This is a genomic window from Vibrio sp. SCSIO 43133 (assembly GCF_023716845.1).
Classification (GTDB): domain Bacteria; phylum Pseudomonadota; class Gammaproteobacteria; order Enterobacterales; family Vibrionaceae; genus Vibrio; species Vibrio mediterranei.
Map to the genome: position 1 here is coordinate 2,470,386 of NZ_CP068024.1, position 16,198 is coordinate 2,486,583.

Sequence of the window (16,198 nt, forward strand, 5' to 3'; positions counted from 1 at the left end):
TTCCTTTTACTGATCAATTTGTTGATCAAGTTTCCTTGTACACGAAGAGTTAAGCTGCAAGTGGCAACTTGAGTTGAACATCATTACCACTGACTCGTACATCAAACCGAGTCAGTTGGACCTCTGGCTCTTCAATGCAGACACCCGTTTGTAAGTTAAAGTGCTGCTTGTAAAGCGGTGAAGCCACACAAGGTTGGCCATCTAGCGAGCCCATAATGCCGCGAGACATCACATAGGCATGGCCAAAAGGATCGTAATTGCAAAGCGCGTACAGTTGGTCGCTACGCTGACAATAGAAAATAGCGACCTGTTTATCTTCGACTTTAGCACACACTCCGGTATGGGGTACTAAGTCATCAGTTGAGCAAACAGTTAACCACTGACTCATATTCTTCTCCTTAACTATCAAATTTCATTCGCCTATAGCGAGGCAACGTCGTTAAACTTCAACAACATCAATACGTTGCTCCAAAACAAGCGCTTGTTTCTTATTATTAGTTGGGAATCTTTGTTGGCGAATATTGACAAACTGAAGGTTACCATCCAGCTCATCGGTATTAATAAAGTGTTGGAATCGTTTTAGTTTCTCTGGATTTTCGAGTGTGGTTTTCCACTCACACTGATACCTACCGACATTGGTAGCCATGTCTTTTTCCAGCTCATCGGCGAGTTTCAATTTGTCATCGACAATCACTTGTTTGAGGTATTCAATGCCACCTTCTAGGTTTTCAAGCCACACAGAAGTTCGTTGTAAACGGTCTGCAGTGCGGACGTAAAACATCAATATACGGTCGATATAGCGAATCAGTGTTTGTTCATCAAGATCAGTGGCTAGCAAGTCGGCGTGACGAGGACGCATTCCACCATTACCACACACATACAAGTTCCAACCTTTGTCGGAGGCAATCACACCAATGTCTTTCGACTGAGCTTCTGCACACTCACGAGTACAGCCTGAGACAGCGAACTTCAGTTTGTGAGGCGATCTTAGTCCTTTGTAACGATTTTCAATGTCGATAGCTAAACCTACACTGTCACCGACACCATAGCGGCACCATGTGCTCCCGACACACGATTTCACCGTTCGTACCGATTTGCCATAAGCGTGTCCGGTTTCAAATCCAGCTTCCACCAATCGTTTCCAAATCAAAGGCAACTCATTGAGTTGTGCCCCAAACAAGTCAACGCGTTGACCTCCGGTAATCTTGGTGTACAGGTCGAAATCTTTAGCTACCTGACCAAGTACAATCAATTTATCTGGTGTGATTTCACCACCAGCGATACGAGGAACCACCGAATATGTTCCATCTTTTTGCATATTACCCAAATAGATATCGTTGGTATCTTGGAGCTCCATGTGTTGCTCTTCCAGAATATAGTCATTCCAAAACGACGCTAAAATTGAGCCCACTGTTGGCTTGCAAATCTCACAGCCCAACCCAGAGCCATGGCTAGATAGTAATTCATCGAACGTCTTAATTTGGTTAACGCGAATAATGTCGCTGAGTTCTTGACGGGAATAGGCAAAGTGCTCACAAATATCGTTGTTCACTTCAACGCCGAGGTTCATCAACTCACTATCGAGTACTTGTTTTGCTAACGCTGAACAGCCACCACAACCTGTCGATGCATTAGTGGTATCTTTTAGCGCAGCCATCGTGTTACAACCGCTCGCCACCGCTTGTTTGATATCACCCTTTGTCACATCAAAACAGGAGCAGATCACCGCAGAGTCAGGCAGAGCATCTACACCGAGTCCTGCTGAGCTATCGTCAGCCACATTAGGCAGAATCAATACCGAAGGGCTGTCTGGGAGAGCCATGTCGTTTTGTTTGAGTTGCAATAAGCTGCCGTAGGCATCAGCATCCCCTACCAAAACAGCACCTACAATTTTACTGCCATCCTCAGACACAATTAGCCGCTTGTAGACTTGCTCAATTTCGTCATTGTAGGTGTATGACTGCGCACCAACTGTCTTGCCGTGAACCTCACCGATACTCGCAACATCAACGCCCAACAATTTAAGTTTGGTGCTCATATCGGCACCAGTAAATGCCAGTGGCTCCAATGAATCGACAATTTGGCTAGCTGCGACTTTTGCCATTTGATAACCCGGTGCAACAAGCCCGAAGATCTGATTTTGCCACAACGCACATTCGCCAATCGCATAGATATCCTCGACGCTGGTGCGGCATTGATCATCAATCACTATTCCGCCGCGCGGCCCTATCTCAATATCTGCTTGACGCGCTAACTCATCTTGAGGACGAATGCCAGCCGAGAAGACAATAAGGTCGGTCTCAAGGTAAGTACCATCAGAAAAATTCATTCGATAGCGAGCCTGCTCACCTGCAATAATTTCAGTAGTCGCTTTATCGGTGTGTACCGATACGCCTAAATTTTCAATTTTCCTGCGCAGCAATGCGCCGCCACCTTCATCAAGCTGCACCGCCATAAGACGCGGGGCAAACTCCACCACATGCGTATCTAAACCAAGGTTTTTAATCGCGTTAGCGGCCTCCAAGCCGAGTAATCCACCTCCGACAACGACGCCTGTTTTACTGACTTTACTGCCCGACTCGATGGCATCTAGATCTTCAATGGTGCGATAAACATAACAGTGTTCTTGGTCATTACCAGAAATGGGCGGTACAAAAGGAAATGAACCCGTGGCAAGTACCAACTTATCGTAACTCTCCTGACGCCCACTTTCGGTTGTCACCTGCTTTTGGTCTGTATCAATCGAGACAACTTTGTCGTTTAAGACATAGTTAACCCCATGATTCTGATAGTAAGTTTCATCGGTTAGCGCAAGATACTCAGCACCTTTGTCGTCATCAAAATAGCTGGTAAGCTGCACGCGGTCATAAGCAAGTCGCGACTCTTCTGAAAACGTGATAATTTGCGCAGACTCATCGTTTGCAGCAATCACGCTATCAATGAACTTGTGGCCTACCATCCCATTGCCGACCACCACAATCCTTTGTGTTTTCATAATGCTTCCTTTCATAATTACGCTGTCAGCTGTAATTTGTGTTGTTGATTTTGTTTTGGTGATTCCATCAATACTCGTTCGTTGAGCTGCGACAGCCACTGCATTTGCTCGGCCACTTTAACCACTTGGCCAATTACAATGAGAGCAGGCGACTGAATTTGATGACTATCTCTTAACTCGACAAGCTCATCCAAACTGCCCAGCACCGTTCTTTGTGCTGGGCAACAGCCGTTTTCAATTAACGCTACGGGGGTAGACGCCGATAAACCTGCGTCTATAAGAGAGCTCGCAATCATCTCCGCTTTGCTTAATCCCATGTAGATAACGAGAGTTTGATTCAGGTCAGCCAGTGCTTTCCAATGTATGTCCAATTCCTTTTCGGCATGGGCCGTGATAAAAGTACACCCTTGAGCTAAACCGCGATGAGTAAGCGGGATATCAGAGTATGTGGTGCACCCCGAAGCAGCCGTAATGCCAGGAATAACATCAACATCAAAGCCTTGTTTTTTGAGTAGTAGCATTTCTTCTCCGCCACGACCGAATATAAAGGCATCGCCCCCTTTAACTCGGCAAACTCGTCCACCTCGATGGGCATAGTCGATTAAGGTTTGGTTAATTTGCTGCTGGGTATAGCTATGGCAACCCTTAGCTTTGCCAACATAAACCTGCTCGCTGTTGGATGGAAAAAGTGCCTTGATCTCTTGGCTAACGAGATTGTCAAAGATAATGACATCAGCAGATTGGATTGCTCGAAGAGCCTTAACCGTGAGCAAATCAGGATCGCCCGGTCCAGCACCCACCAATGAGATATGATTACTTCTCATACTATTTCCTTGCATGGCATTTCTCCTTATAGACAGGCGAAATTTTTTTATTCGCTTGCCAACTTAGAGGCAATAAGGATGCCAGCGATGATAATAGTCTCGTTATTTTTTGAATAAACTCTTTAAAAACAATGAAATATAATTTCAGTCTTTGATTTAGAAACACAAAAACAACACCCACAAAAATCCAATTAGAGAAGATTTTGAGCATTTTTAGTGCGATAAATCCCAAAACAGTGCAAATAAACAATAAATAACTGATATTTTGTCAAAAAAGCCCATATACCACTTTAGTGGTATATGGGCTAACCATTTGTATTAATTGACTATATTAGGGATAAATACATATTTAACCCAACAACGCCCCAATGGCGCGCGTTTTGCTTTCAACAACAATTAACGGAAATTATCAGCAAGGATAAAGGTTATGACTAAAGAAGGCTGGATTAAGACAACATGTGCCTATTGCGGAGTCGGTTGCGGTGTTGAAGCGAGACCAAAAGCAAACGGTCTTCTGGAAATAAGAGGCGACAAACAGCATCCCTCCAATTATGGCAAACTGTGTACCAAAGGTATCGCACTTGGGGATACGGTCATTACCGACGGTCGCCTTTTATCACCGATCCATCGCACTCGCAGCATTGATGCTTTAGAGGAAAAGTCTATGACTTGGGATGAGGCGACGTCTCTTGTCGCTGAGCAATTCCAGAAGGCCATTCAACAACATGGTCCTGACTCTGTCGCATTCTATGTATCAGGTCAGTTGCTCACTGAGGATTACTATGTCGCCAACAAACTCATGAAGGGCTTTATTGGCAGCGGCAATATCGATAGTAATTCCAGGTTATGTATGGCCTCGAGCGTCGTAGGCCATAAACGTGCTTTCGGCAGCGATACTGTCCCCGTGGTCTATGAAGATGTCGAACTGGCTGACTTGGTTGTCATTACTGGTTCTAACTTGGCGTGGTGTCATCCGGTCCTTTTTCAACGCTTAAAGACTGCTAAGCAGAATAATCCAAATATGAAAGTGGTGGTAATTGATCCTCGTCAAACCGCAACTTGTGAGCTTGCCGATCTACACCTCGCCATTCATTCTGGCAGTGATGTTGCTCTGTTCAACGGGCTATTGAATCATCTCTCACTGACGGGACAGCTCAACGCAAACTACATAGAACACCATACGCAAGGGTTTGATGACGCGTTGGCCGTTGCGAAGCAGACGGTCGACGTTGGTTCCATCACAGGGCTAACTCAATCGCAACTTGAAGAGTTTTACACTCTGTTTGCTAACACCCCAAAAACCGTCACCATCTATTCGCAAGGCGTTAATCAATCCAGCAGTGGCTCGAACAAAGTCAACAGCATTCTAAATTGCCATCTCGCTACAGGCAGAGTTGGACAGCCTGGCATGGGCCCCTTCTCTGTCACTGGGCAACCTAATGCAATGGGAGGAAGAGAGGTAGGTGCACTGGCAAACACATTAGCAAGTCATATGGAGTTTGATAATCCACAGCATCACTCATTAATTAGTGAGTTTTGGAAAACCTCCACTCTTGCCACTAAGCCTGGCCTTAAAGCGATCGACCTGTTTGACGCAGTCGAAGCAGGAAAAATCAAAGCGATTTGGATCATGGCAACCAACCCCATGGTGAGTCTACCTAACTCAGAAAAAATAAAATCAGCGCTACAAAAGTGCCCGTTTGTAGTGGTCTCGGATTGTATTAAGGAAACCGAAACCGCCCAACTAGCTGACGTGCTTTTACCCGCACAAGGTTGGAGCGAGAAATCGGGCACGGTCACCAATTCTGAGCGCCGTATTTCAAGACAACGTCGATTGCTTCCCAGCCCTGGCATGGCTATGCCTGATTGGTGGATAGTAAGCGAGGTGGCAATGAAAATGGGTTTCACCAATACTTTTGATTATCTACATGAGGGGCAAATCTTCAACGAGTATGCTCGCATGACGACCTTAGGTAATGAGGGCGGTCAACAGCGTGATCTGACATTAAGTGGGTTAACTCAGTTGGATGACAAAGGCTATAACACGCTTATTCCGCAACAATGGCCAGTGTTAACGTTACAAACCGATATCGTCAACCAGCGATTGTTTAACCAACATCAGTTTTATACTGCTGACCAAAAAGCACACTTTGTCGCCACGGGTTATCAAGCCCCACAACAAACAACCAGCAATGCACTGCCTATTTTGCTTAACAGTGGCCGGACGCGAGATCATTGGCACACCATGAGCCGTACTGGATTGTCACCTCATCTGGCCTCTCATACTCCAGAACCGTTTATAAGCCTGCATCCTGATACGGCGCTCATGTGGGGACTTAAATCTGGAGACATCGCAGAGCTATCCAACCCACACGCCAATATTCACATGCGGGTGGCGGTAGATTCCGGCGTGACTGCTGAGCACGCCTTTGTACCCATTCACTGGAACTTAGCAACCGCCAGTAATGCAAAAGCGTGTCAACTTATCTCGCCCAATACTGACCCTTTTTCTGGCCAACCCGAATTCAAACATACCCCAGTATCAATAGAGCTTTGGCCAAAACAGTGTGAAGCGTTGCTCATCAGCCGCACTCCGTTAAGCCTCATTGACATGGATTACTGGGTGAAACAGAAGGTTGAATCCGGCTACTTGTATCGTATAGCCTCGAAATGTGATGCCATGTCGCTCATCGTACAGCTCACAAACATCATTGCTGTAAAGAACAACAAAACACTGTCATTTGATGGAGGTATTACGGATTTGGAACATCGCAAAGCAGTCATTAGCGCCAATGTTATGCAACGAGCCTTTATAGTAAAAACCACGATACAAGAACATGACCTAGACTGGTTGACATCTTTGTTTGAGCAATCAGCCAACGACCATCTGGAAAGCCAGTTTATGAGTAGAGCCTAATCTCCTCGATATAGCCGAATCGAATAGAGCATTGACCTGTCTACGTTTTAGGCGCTTAATGTATATTTACGTGAACCGCTGTTATTGTCAGATAACACTGAAATTTTTATCCGATAATTAATACTATATTTAAACAACAGCCACCTAGCGTTAAGCTCCGAATGCATAAAAACAAAGTAAGCAGGTAGATATTATGAAAGCAGTGACCAAACAATACGCCGTGATTGGTTTAGGGCGTTTTGGAATGAGTATCTGTAAAGAGTTATCTGAAGCCGGTGCTCAAGTTCTTGCTATCGACATCAATGAAGATCGTGTAAAGGAAGTATCTAAAATCGTCGCACAAGGCATCATTGCCAACTGTACGATAGAAGAAACCGTTGAAGAGCTCAGACTGAATGAGTTCGACATGGTGATGGTATCCATAGGTAATGACATCAATGCCAGTATTCTCACCACACTGGTGCTTAAAGAAGCCAAAGTGAAGAAAGTGTGGGTTAAGGCGAATGACAAGTTCCAGTACAAAATCTTGCAAAAGATAGGGGCAGATAAAATCATCATGCCTGAAAGAGATATGGGTATCCGAGTAGCGCAGCGTATGCTTGATAACCGAGTGATTGCTTTCAATGAACTAGGAAGTGGCTTAGCGCTAACCGAAATCGTCGTTGGCAATAAGTTAATGGGCAAAACCTTGGCTGACGTCGCCATTTGCCAAGCTAGCAATGTTAAAGTGCTGGGATTCAAGCGCGGTCCTGAGCTGGACGCCAACCCCAAAATGAGTCAAACACTTGAAATTGGTGACATGATCATTGTTGCTGGCCCAGAAAAAGACCTGCACGAAAAGATCAGACTGTCATGAATCGTCGTTTCCAAAAAGGTCTGATTTACCCGATTAAACTCACTAGGAAATCAGCAGTACCATCAGAGCCTTACCTTATAGTAGCAAGCTTTTTGGCGGTTTTAGTACCCTCTGCTTTGCTGCTGACACTACCCGTATTTTCGGTTACCGGATTGAGCTTTAGCGACGCCTTCTTTACGGCGACATCCGCTATCAGTGTGACTGGACTCGGTGTGGTCGATACTGGTCAGCATTTCACGACTTCAGGGAAAGTGTTGCTGATGCTGTTGATGCAAATTGGCGGCCTTGGGCAAATGACGCTTTCAGCGGTTTTACTCTACATGTTTGGTGTTAGATTAAGTCTGAAACAGCAAGCCTTGGCTCAAGAGGCGCTTGGCCAAGATCGCCGGGTCAATATTAAAGGCTTAGTAAAGAAAATCATCATTTTTGCCTTCATTGCCGAAGCTATCGGCGCGGCTGTCCTAGCAATACGCTGGGTCCCCGAAATGGGCTTGTCTCAAGGCGTGTTTTATTCGATATTTCACGCGATTTCCGCCTTTAATAACGCCGGCTTCGCTTTGTTCTCAGATAGTATGATGAGTTTCGCATCAGAGCCAGTCGTTCTGCTTGTTTTGTCTGGGTTATTCATCTTCGGCGGGTTGGGCTTTACCGTGGTCAGTGATCTTGCGATCAACGGTAAGAAAGGCTTTTCTAGGCTAGGGCTACATACAAAAATCATGCTCACTGCCACACCCATCTTGTTGTTGGGCGGCACACTGTTTTTCTTCTTACTGGAACGCACCAACCCAGAAACTTTAGGGGCTTTACCTCTTGGTGGACAATGGCTCTCCGCATTCTTCCAGTCGGCAAGTGCTCGTACTGCTGGCTTTAATAGCGTTGATATCGCTCAGTTTGGGCAACCTGCCCTACTGATTATGATTATCTTAATGCTGATAGGTGCAGGCTCTACATCGACAGGTGGTGGTATTAAGGTATCGACATTCGCAGTTGCCTTCTATGCCACATGGGCATTCTTAAGGCAGAAACAATACGTGGAGATCTTTAATCGCACTGTTAGTTGGCAGACCGTCACTAAGTCGCTTGCAATCATAGTGGTGAGCGGCGCTATTTTGACTATCGCCATGTTCTTACTTATGGTCACCCAACAGGCAAAATTTGAACAAGTGTTGTTTGAAACCATATCGGCATTTGCTACCGTCGGACTAACAGCAGGTTTAACTGCTCAACTCAATACCGAAGGTAAGTGGATTATGATTGTCGTGATGATTATTGGTCGTGTTGGACCACTAACCTTAGCCTACATGCTAGCCAGACCAAAACCGACATTACTAAAATACCCTGAAGACAACGTCCTGACAGGTTAATAACGGTAAACTAAAACAGGCGCGGTCAATGGCTGCGCCTGTTTATTACTTAACAACTTGAGTGTGGAGTCTCGCAATAACCATTCCAGTATTGGTTTGCTTTCTCGGATGCTTGTTGCCAATCCCCTGAAATTGAAAACAGCGCTGCCGTCAATGTGGATACAACGGTATTTGCCATCAACTGCATTTCTTCTTGCGGTGTCTGTAATGGACAGTGTTGTGGAAGCGCTAGCTCGGCCATACTTTCTTCAACGTACTCAGAATGAATCGTATCGGATTCGACCCACCACACAGTTTGGCTTACTTTCGGATTGTATTCCGTTTCACCACCTTGTCCCTTGAACGATAGCATTCGTTGATAGTCATTGTTGTCTCTTCCATGTCGAGCGAGAAGATGTTCGACTTTGGCGTGCAGTTCTTGGAAACCCGGGTGAAAACTTCCTCGCATACCAAAAGGTGCATTCGCTGGATTCAGGGCTCGAATAACAGTATTGATCGGTGTTCTTAGACCGTAGCGATGCTTCCAATCCAACATTTTCTTGGCGAGTGGACAAAAGTGGTTCAGCGGTAAATAGGCAATATTATCGCGGTCAAGAAGTTGCTGTGCATGAGCTAAATCTTCCGCTTTGGAAATATTCAGTGTACCCAAACAGTCTTTTGCATGTAAGCGATCACTTTCTTTATCCAAGTCGCCATGCAACACCACCCGTACACCATGTTCCGCCAAAATGCTCGCAGCAATAAGATGCCAAGGTTTTCCCGATGACTGCCCTACTCTTTTACCCGCATATAATGGCCAGTCGAAATCAGCGCTAATATCTGGGTAATGAGGTTTCAAACCTTCCACGAAGCCCGCGATTTCCTCTGGGGTTTCGTCGCGGACGCGGATAAGCATCATCAACATAGCCATTTGATCATCACCGATCTGTCCATCGATAAACTCTTCCATCACTTGCTTAGCTTGTTCCTGAGTTAACGGACCACGTCCACGAGACCCACGGCCAACCGTGCGAATACACTCTTTAATAATCGACAAACTTAATCCTTTTTATATGTACTGACTCACCCATTGTAATCCAAGAATTAGCCATCGCCACAACATATCCCTTACTCAATAGAAAAAAGGTGCGCCTCGAATGAATGAGAACGCACCGTCGCCAACTGATTATTAGTGAGACACTTTATGTCACGCTTCTTATTTAGAAGTCTTCATGTCACTGCAAGAACATTGCCAGTTATTAAAGTCACTAAATATCAACAATTTGTATCTATTTCTTTGTATTTACCACGTCTTACTGTGATCTATCATCATGCAGTTGCACCAATAGTGTGATTCTTAACTTTGTTGTTTCTCAAAACTGTTACAACGCTCTGATGGATTGTCAGTCGTCCACAACTACTATAAAGAGCGGGCCATAACAGCGATTTCAGCCCGAGGTGAAAGCTCTAAGCCAATGAAAGGACTCGATAATGAAAACAACGACTACAACACTTGCTATGGTGTGTCTTGCCACTTCTGCCGAGGCTGGGAAAGCATTTGACGACCCGCTGACCTCATTAGACACCAATCGTTGGTTTATAGCCGACGGGTGGGAGAACGGTTATCCGTTTTTAAATCGATGGCAACACGACCACGCAGAATTTAGTCCACAGGGGTTGGCACTCAACTTATCCAATATCATCGACAATCATGGCTATCCAGAGATCGTATCAGGAGAGATACGCACTCAAGGCTTTTATGGGAACGGCTGTTTTGAGGTAGAAATGAAGCCTGTCAAAGCGGAAGGTGTCGTGAGCGCGTTCTTCCTGTTTGCAGGTCCCTACGATCAGCCTGAAGGTGGCAATGGAATCCATAACGAAATTGACATTGAATTTATTGGCCTGAACACCAACTTGGTACAGTTTAATTTTTGGAGTAACGACGATAGCTACGAGCAGCGTAATGAATATATTCACTACCTAGATTTTGACGCCGCAGATGAGTTTCATAAGTACGCCATAGAGTGGAATAGAAACACCATAAAATGGTACATCGACGATGAACTGGTATACAAAGTGCGCAATACTGAAACACAACCTATTCCTAGCCAATCCGATACGAAGCTAAGAGCGATGATGAATATCTGGGCCACCGCGCCAGAGCTCTCAAACTGGGCTGGGTTGTACGATCAAAGTACTGGCGCTCACCATTCGGCCCACTATCGAAATTTCCGTTTCACACGTTCGAAATGCAATAACTAGCTATCTCTTAAGGTGATTTTGAGTGTGATAAGAACCTATTTACCCAACAACTGAACCGTCTGTCGTCAACGTGACCAAGTCATTAACTAAGATTCCAGTTATTTACTTCACCATCGCGTCGATTTACGTATACTGCACACGTCTCTTACCATTTGAACAGCGATAATATATGCACAGTACAATCAAGTTTATAGCAACGGACATGGATGGCACACTGCTCGACCCAAACGGTCAACTGACTCCAGATTTTTTCCCTCTCTACGAGCGTATTAAAGAGCAAGGTATTCACTTTGCACCAGCTTCCGGCCGTCAGTACTACAGCCTTAAAGACATGTTCTCTTCTATTCAAGATGAGCTGATTTTTATCGCAGAAAACGGCACGCTGGTCATGCAAAACGATGAGGAGCTTTACAGCTGCACATTAGATACGGCCGCCGCAAAAGAGATCATCAAAACTGCCCGATCTATAGATAACACTTATATGGTTCTATGCGGTAAGCACTCAGCCTATATTGAAACTCAGGATCCTAGAGCGCTTGAAGAAATCCGTAAATACTATCATCGATGCGAGTATGTCGAAGACCTACTCTCTGTCGAAGACGATTTTATCAAGGTCGCGATCTGCAACTTTGAGGGGGCTGAGCAACATGTCTTCCCAACCATCAATGATCTTTTTGGCAATGAGTATCAAGTGGTGGTAAGCGCAAAAATATGGTTGGATGTCATGAATAAAGAAGCCTCAAAAGGGGCTGCTATTCGTTTCTTGCAACAGCATTTAGGGTTTAAGTTTGAAGAAACAATGAGCTTCGGTGACTACTTCAATGACGTTGAAATGTTAAAAGAGAGCTACCACTCTTACGCTATGGACAATGCACATCCTGAGATAAAGAAACTGAGTCGATTTATTGCTCCAAGCAACAATGAAGCAGGTGTATTGAAAGTGGTAGATAAATACTTAGCCACTATCGAGTGATACAAAAAGAGCATGTCATCGACATGCTCTTTTGATTTAGATTATTTTTCTTGCCAGCGTGCCGCCGCTTCGGCGTCGGAGTCTCGAGACTCAACCCAACGCGTCGACTCTGTAGTTCGCTCTTTCTTCCAAAACGGAGCTTTGGTTTTAAGGTAATCCATTATGAATTCGCAAGCTTCAAACGCAGATCCACGATGAGCACTAGATACTCCAACGAATACGATTTGGTCACCGGCATCCATATCACCCACGCGATGAATTACACGAATACCATTTAACATCCAACGCTCTTCTGCTTCATCACAGATCATTTCCAGCGAACGTTCTGTCATTCCCGGATAGTGTTCTAGTGATAAACCGGTAACATTGTCGCCTAAGTTCATATCGCGAACTTTGCCGGTAAACGTGACAATTGCACCCGACGCTGTACCTTCAGCCAACGCATCGTATTCAGCGCCCACTGAAAAGTCTTCGTGTTGAACGGATACTCTTAAGGTCATGTTAACCTCCCGTTACCGGTGGAAAGAAAGCCACTTCATCGCCGTCTTGAACTTTCTCATCCAGAGCAACAATATTTTGATTAAGAGCAGCAAGCAACTTACCACTTTCAAGAGCTAGTTCCCACTTACCTTGCTGAGCGGCAAGATGGGCTCGAATATCTTCGATTGTGGCGAACTCAGCAGCAAGCTCCACACTGTCTTGACCAATCAGCTCACGAGTTTGTGCAAAGAAAAGTACTTTAATCATGATTCCACCTTGAAGTGTCCTGATTTTCCACCCGTTTTTTCGAGTAGACGAACGTTTTCAATAACCATGTCTTTTTGTACCGCTTTACACATATCGTAAATAGTCAAAGCCGCCACAGACGCAGCTGTTAACGCTTCCATTTCTACGCCAGTTTTACCTGCTAGCTTACAAACAGACTCGATACGTACTTTGTTTTCCGCTTCGATAGCTTCCAGCTGTACTTCCACTTTAGACAGTAACAACGGATGGCACAAAGGAATAAGATCCCATGTTTTCTTAGCCGCTTGAATACCTGCGATACGTGCAGTAGCAAACACATCACCTTTGTGATGGTTGCCTGAAGTAATCATCTGCAGAGTTTCTGGTGCCATGTGAACAAAAGCTTCGGCCCTTGCTTCACGCACCGTCTCGGCTTTGGCCGACACATCGACCATGTTTGCTTCGCCAGAGGCGTTGATATGGGTAAATTCGGACATGACTTTCCCTAGATGATTACTTACTTAGATGAGGCATGAAGTTACATGGGCGGTGGCTAGCATCAAGTTGCTGCTTGATGATCTTTGTCCAACCTGTGCGACATGCTCCAGTCGAGCCTGGCATCGCAAAGATAACCGTGTGGTTTGCAAAACCTGCGATTGCACGAGATTGGATAGTTGATGTGCCAATTTCCTCGTAAGAAACTGCACGGAATAGCTCACCAAAGCCTTCCACTTGTTTGTCGAATAGTGGAACGAGTGCTTCAGGCGTGCTGTCACGAGAAGTAAACCCCGTACCGCCAGTGATCATTACCGCTTGCACACTCTCATCAGCGATCCATTTCGACACCACTGCGCGAATTTGATAGATATCGTCAATAACGATTTGCTTATCCGCCAGTGTGTGGCCTGCTTCTTGTAGATTCTCGACTAAAAAGCGACCTGACGTGTCATTTTCTTCGGTACGTGTATCCGATACGGTTAGCACTGCGATATTTGCAGGCACGAACTTGCTTTCTGCGTGACCCATGATTATTCACCCTATAAAATTTTTACGTATTTTTTCGCGGTCTATTAGCCGCCGATAGATGCCAAATGCGGCGTCATCCCTGAATTACCGTCATGCAGGAAATGACTGACTGATTTGGTCTGTAATTGTGCTTGAATTCGTTCGATCAGAGCGCTCTCTTGAGCGTCTTCTTGAAGTAAGTCGCGTAGCTCTACACCATGGTCACCAAATAGACAGAGGTGCAGTTTGCCCATTGCCGACACACGTAGACGATTACAACTTTCACAGAAGTTTTTCTCGTATGGCATGATAAGGCCGATCTCACCTTGGTAGTCCGCATGAACAAAAACTTGAGCTGGGCCATCATTTTGACTTCGAGCTTTCAAGATCCAACCGTTGGCAATCAGTTGATTACGAATGTCAGTGCCGGAGACATGATGCTTGTTAAATAGCTCGTCCATTTCACCAGTTTGCATCAACTCGATGAAACGCAATTGAATCGGACGATCTTTGATCCAGTTGAGGAAGGCAGGAAGCTCTTTGGCATTGAGATCTTTCATCAATACCACGTTGACTTTGACCTGCTCATAGCCGACTTCAAACGCTCGGTCGATGCCAGACATCACTTCAGTAAATTTGTTTTCACCGGTGATCTGGTGGAACATTCTTGGATCGAGACTATCTACACTTACATTGATATTGGTAAGGCCAGCTTGACGCCATGTATCAACTTGTTTAGCCATTCGATAACCATTGGTCGTCGTTGCTACCTTCGTAATACCCGGTGTATTCGCTACCGTTTCAATGATCTGAGGGAAATCTTTGCGCAAGCTCGGCTCACCACCAGTGATTCGTACTTTGGAAGTACCACAATCTGCAAACGCGGTAACCACGCGTTTGATTTCTGGAAGCGTCAAAAAGGCTGGTCTTTTGTGACCAGGCGGTTTGTAGCCATCAGGGAGGCAATATGTACACTTGAAGTTACAGACATCTGTAACCGAAAGACGCAAGTAATAGAACTTGCGATTAAATTTATCTTCGAATTGTTGCGCCACGGAACACCTTTCCAAACACGGGAGGCACAATCATTTCCAATTATGCCCTTGTGACAAATTGTCACTGGCTCTAGAAGCTTATCTTTGGTTCGACTTAGCGCGTAGAGCTCGGAGTTATGGCAGTTACCGCATAATGAGTCGGTAACAGCTTTTGAGTAAAATACTCAATAACGGTATGGTTTTCCAGCCTTCATGTCAAAAAACCTTACATATTCGTCATTTTTATTATAGTTGAGTATCTCAAATGAACAATTTAACCTATGTTACAAAGTTCAGATAACTCAAAAGAAGTACAAGATGAGCATATATTCATCAAAGAAAGTCGTGGCCATTGGTGGTGGTCATGGGCTGGGTCGTATGTTGGCGGCTTTGAAGGAATTTGGCGGGAATGCCACTGGTATCGTAGCTACTACAGATAATGGTGGTTCTACTGGGCGCATCCGAGAATGTCAAGGCGGCATCGCTTGGGGTGATACTCGTAACTGTATTAATCAGCTGATTACCGACCCGTCTATTGGCTCCATGATGTTTGAGTACCGCTTTAAAGGCTCTGGCGATCTAAACGGCCACAACCTTGGCAACTTAATGCTCACTGCGCTGGATAACTTGTCCGTCCGCCCACTTGAAGCCATACACTTAATCCGCAAGCTTCTCGCGGTTGATGTCAATATCATTCCAATGTCAGAACATCCATCTGACCTGACAGCTCTCTCTGTCGACGGTAAATGGGTGACAGGTGAAACATCCGTTGATGAGATGGAACAAGATTTACAAAGATTGGATCTTGACCCCGTCGTGCCCGCCACCAAAGAAGCAGTAGAAGCGATTACTCAAGCCGATTGTATTATTCTCGGACCGGGCAGTTTCTTAACCAGTATTATGCCACCGCTGCTTCTCGCTGATTTGAGCCAAGCGATCTGCCAGAATCAAACCGCTAAAGTCGTATTTGTCGAGAACCTATCACCCGAATATGGCCCAGCTGGCCGCATGACATTAGAACAGAAGTTGTTGTGGTGTGAACGTGCACTTCAAGGCAGAAAACTGGACGTTGTTTTAGGTGAAGAAGCACACTCTGATATTTGCAGTCAATGGAATTGCGTTACCCTTCCTCTGGCATCGCCAAATAGAGATTGGCGTCATGACCGAGTAAAACTAAAGCATGCTATCGAGTCACTGCTTTAATAATTGATGCAAAGGAAACGGGGGCGCCAAATGGTGCCCCCGTTTTGCAACTCGGTGATG

15 protein-coding genes and 1 riboswitch are annotated in these 16,198 nt (G+C 45.3%); of the genes, 6 read left to right on the plus strand and 9 right to left on the minus strand.

Features of this window, described 5'->3' with window-relative positions; genetic code table 11:
* Positions 1-49 precede the first annotated feature (49 nt).
* From nirD to cobA, 3 genes are read right to left on the minus strand one after another with little or no spacing between them, the layout of a single operon-like run.
* Complete coding sequence (nirD, locus tag JKJ11_RS11610; protein WP_006072963.1) at positions 50-388, minus strand: nitrite reductase small subunit NirD; 339 nt, start codon at positions 386-388, stop codon at positions 50-52.
* A gap of 51 nt (positions 389-439) precedes the next feature.
* The gene (nirB, locus tag JKJ11_RS11615; RefSeq protein WP_252038222.1) at positions 440-2,995 is read right to left on the minus strand and encodes a nitrite reductase large subunit NirB; all 2,556 of its coding nucleotides are present in this window, start codon (positions 2,993-2,995) and stop codon (positions 440-442) included.
* A 17-nt stretch (positions 2,996-3,012) separates the two neighbouring features.
* The gene (gene cobA, locus JKJ11_RS11620; protein ID WP_231892929.1) at positions 3,013-3,819 is read right to left on the minus strand and encodes a uroporphyrinogen-III C-methyltransferase; all 807 of its coding nucleotides are present in this window, start codon (positions 3,817-3,819) and stop codon (positions 3,013-3,015) included.
* 427 nt (positions 3,820-4,246) lie between these two features.
* On the opposite strand from cobA, the gene JKJ11_RS11625 reads away from it, so the two are divergent.
* The 3 genes from JKJ11_RS11625 to JKJ11_RS11635 all read left to right on the plus strand — a co-directional run bounded on the left by JKJ11_RS11625 (position 4,247) and on the right by JKJ11_RS11635 (position 8,956).
* The gene (locus JKJ11_RS11625) at positions 4,247-6,736 is read left to right on the plus strand and encodes a molybdopterin oxidoreductase family protein (protein ID WP_252038223.1); all 2,490 of its coding nucleotides are present in this window, start codon (positions 4,247-4,249) and stop codon (positions 6,734-6,736) included.
* A gap of 193 nt (positions 6,737-6,929) precedes the next feature.
* Complete coding sequence (locus JKJ11_RS11630) at positions 6,930-7,592, plus strand: potassium channel family protein (protein WP_006072958.1); 663 nt, start codon at positions 6,930-6,932, stop codon at positions 7,590-7,592.
* Positions 7,589-8,956, plus strand: coding sequence for a TrkH family potassium uptake protein (locus JKJ11_RS11635; protein WP_252038224.1), 1,368 nt, complete (start codon positions 7,589-7,591; stop codon positions 8,954-8,956). Before JKJ11_RS11630 ends, JKJ11_RS11635 begins: the two co-directional genes overlap by 4 nt.
* A gap of 49 nt (positions 8,957-9,005) precedes the next feature.
* On the opposite strand, the gene JKJ11_RS11640 is transcribed toward JKJ11_RS11635, so the two are convergent.
* Positions 9,006-9,992: a glycosyl transferase family protein gene (locus JKJ11_RS11640; RefSeq protein WP_006072956.1), complete on the minus strand. Its 987-nt coding sequence runs from the start codon at positions 9,990-9,992 to the stop codon at positions 9,006-9,008.
* Between the two features lie 434 nt (positions 9,993-10,426).
* On the opposite strand from JKJ11_RS11640, the gene JKJ11_RS11645 reads away from it, so the two are divergent.
* Entirely contained in the window at positions 10,427-11,197 is a 771-nt protein-coding gene (locus JKJ11_RS11645) for a glycoside hydrolase family 16 protein (RefSeq protein ID WP_006072955.1), read from the plus strand.
* 169 nt (positions 11,198-11,366) lie between these two features.
* A complete protein-coding gene (locus tag JKJ11_RS11650; protein WP_252038226.1) occupies positions 11,367-12,170 on the plus strand; it encodes an HAD family hydrolase in 804 nt (267 codons plus the stop codon).
* A gap of 41 nt (positions 12,171-12,211) precedes the next feature.
* Here JKJ11_RS11650 and moaE read toward each other — a convergent pair whose 3' ends face one another.
* The 5 genes from moaE to moaA all read right to left on the minus strand — a co-directional run bounded on the left by moaE (position 12,212) and on the right by moaA (position 14,956).
* A complete protein-coding gene (gene moaE / locus JKJ11_RS11655; protein WP_252038227.1) occupies positions 12,212-12,670 on the minus strand; it encodes a molybdopterin synthase catalytic subunit MoaE in 459 nt (152 codons plus the stop codon).
* 1 nt (position 12,671) lies between these two features.
* On the minus strand, positions 12,672-12,917 hold the full coding sequence (gene moaD, locus JKJ11_RS11660; protein WP_006072952.1) for a molybdopterin synthase sulfur carrier subunit: 246 nt from the start codon (positions 12,915-12,917) through the stop codon (positions 12,672-12,674).
* Entirely contained in the window at positions 12,914-13,393 is a 480-nt protein-coding gene (gene moaC, locus JKJ11_RS11665; RefSeq protein WP_006072951.1) for a cyclic pyranopterin monophosphate synthase MoaC, read from the minus strand. The genes moaD and moaC overlap by 4 nt, the downstream gene beginning before the upstream one ends.
* Positions 13,394-13,409: 16 nt before the next feature.
* Entirely contained in the window at positions 13,410-13,922 is a 513-nt protein-coding gene (gene moaB / locus JKJ11_RS11670) for a molybdenum cofactor biosynthesis protein B (protein WP_006072950.1), read from the minus strand.
* 44 nt (positions 13,923-13,966) lie between these two features.
* Positions 13,967-14,956 (minus strand): GTP 3',8-cyclase MoaA, encoded by a 990-nt coding sequence (gene moaA, locus JKJ11_RS11675; RefSeq protein ID WP_031494455.1) that lies wholly within the window; start codon positions 14,954-14,956, stop codon positions 13,967-13,969.
* Positions 14,945-15,082, minus strand: a riboswitch (molybdenum cofactor riboswitch). Its footprint overlaps the gene before it by 12 nt.
* A gap of 171 nt (positions 15,083-15,253) precedes the next feature.
* Between moaA and JKJ11_RS11680 the strand changes: the two genes are divergently transcribed.
* Positions 15,254-16,138, plus strand: coding sequence for a YvcK family protein (locus JKJ11_RS11680; RefSeq protein ID WP_006072948.1), 885 nt, complete (start codon positions 15,254-15,256; stop codon positions 16,136-16,138).
* Positions 16,139-16,198 lie beyond the last annotated feature (60 nt).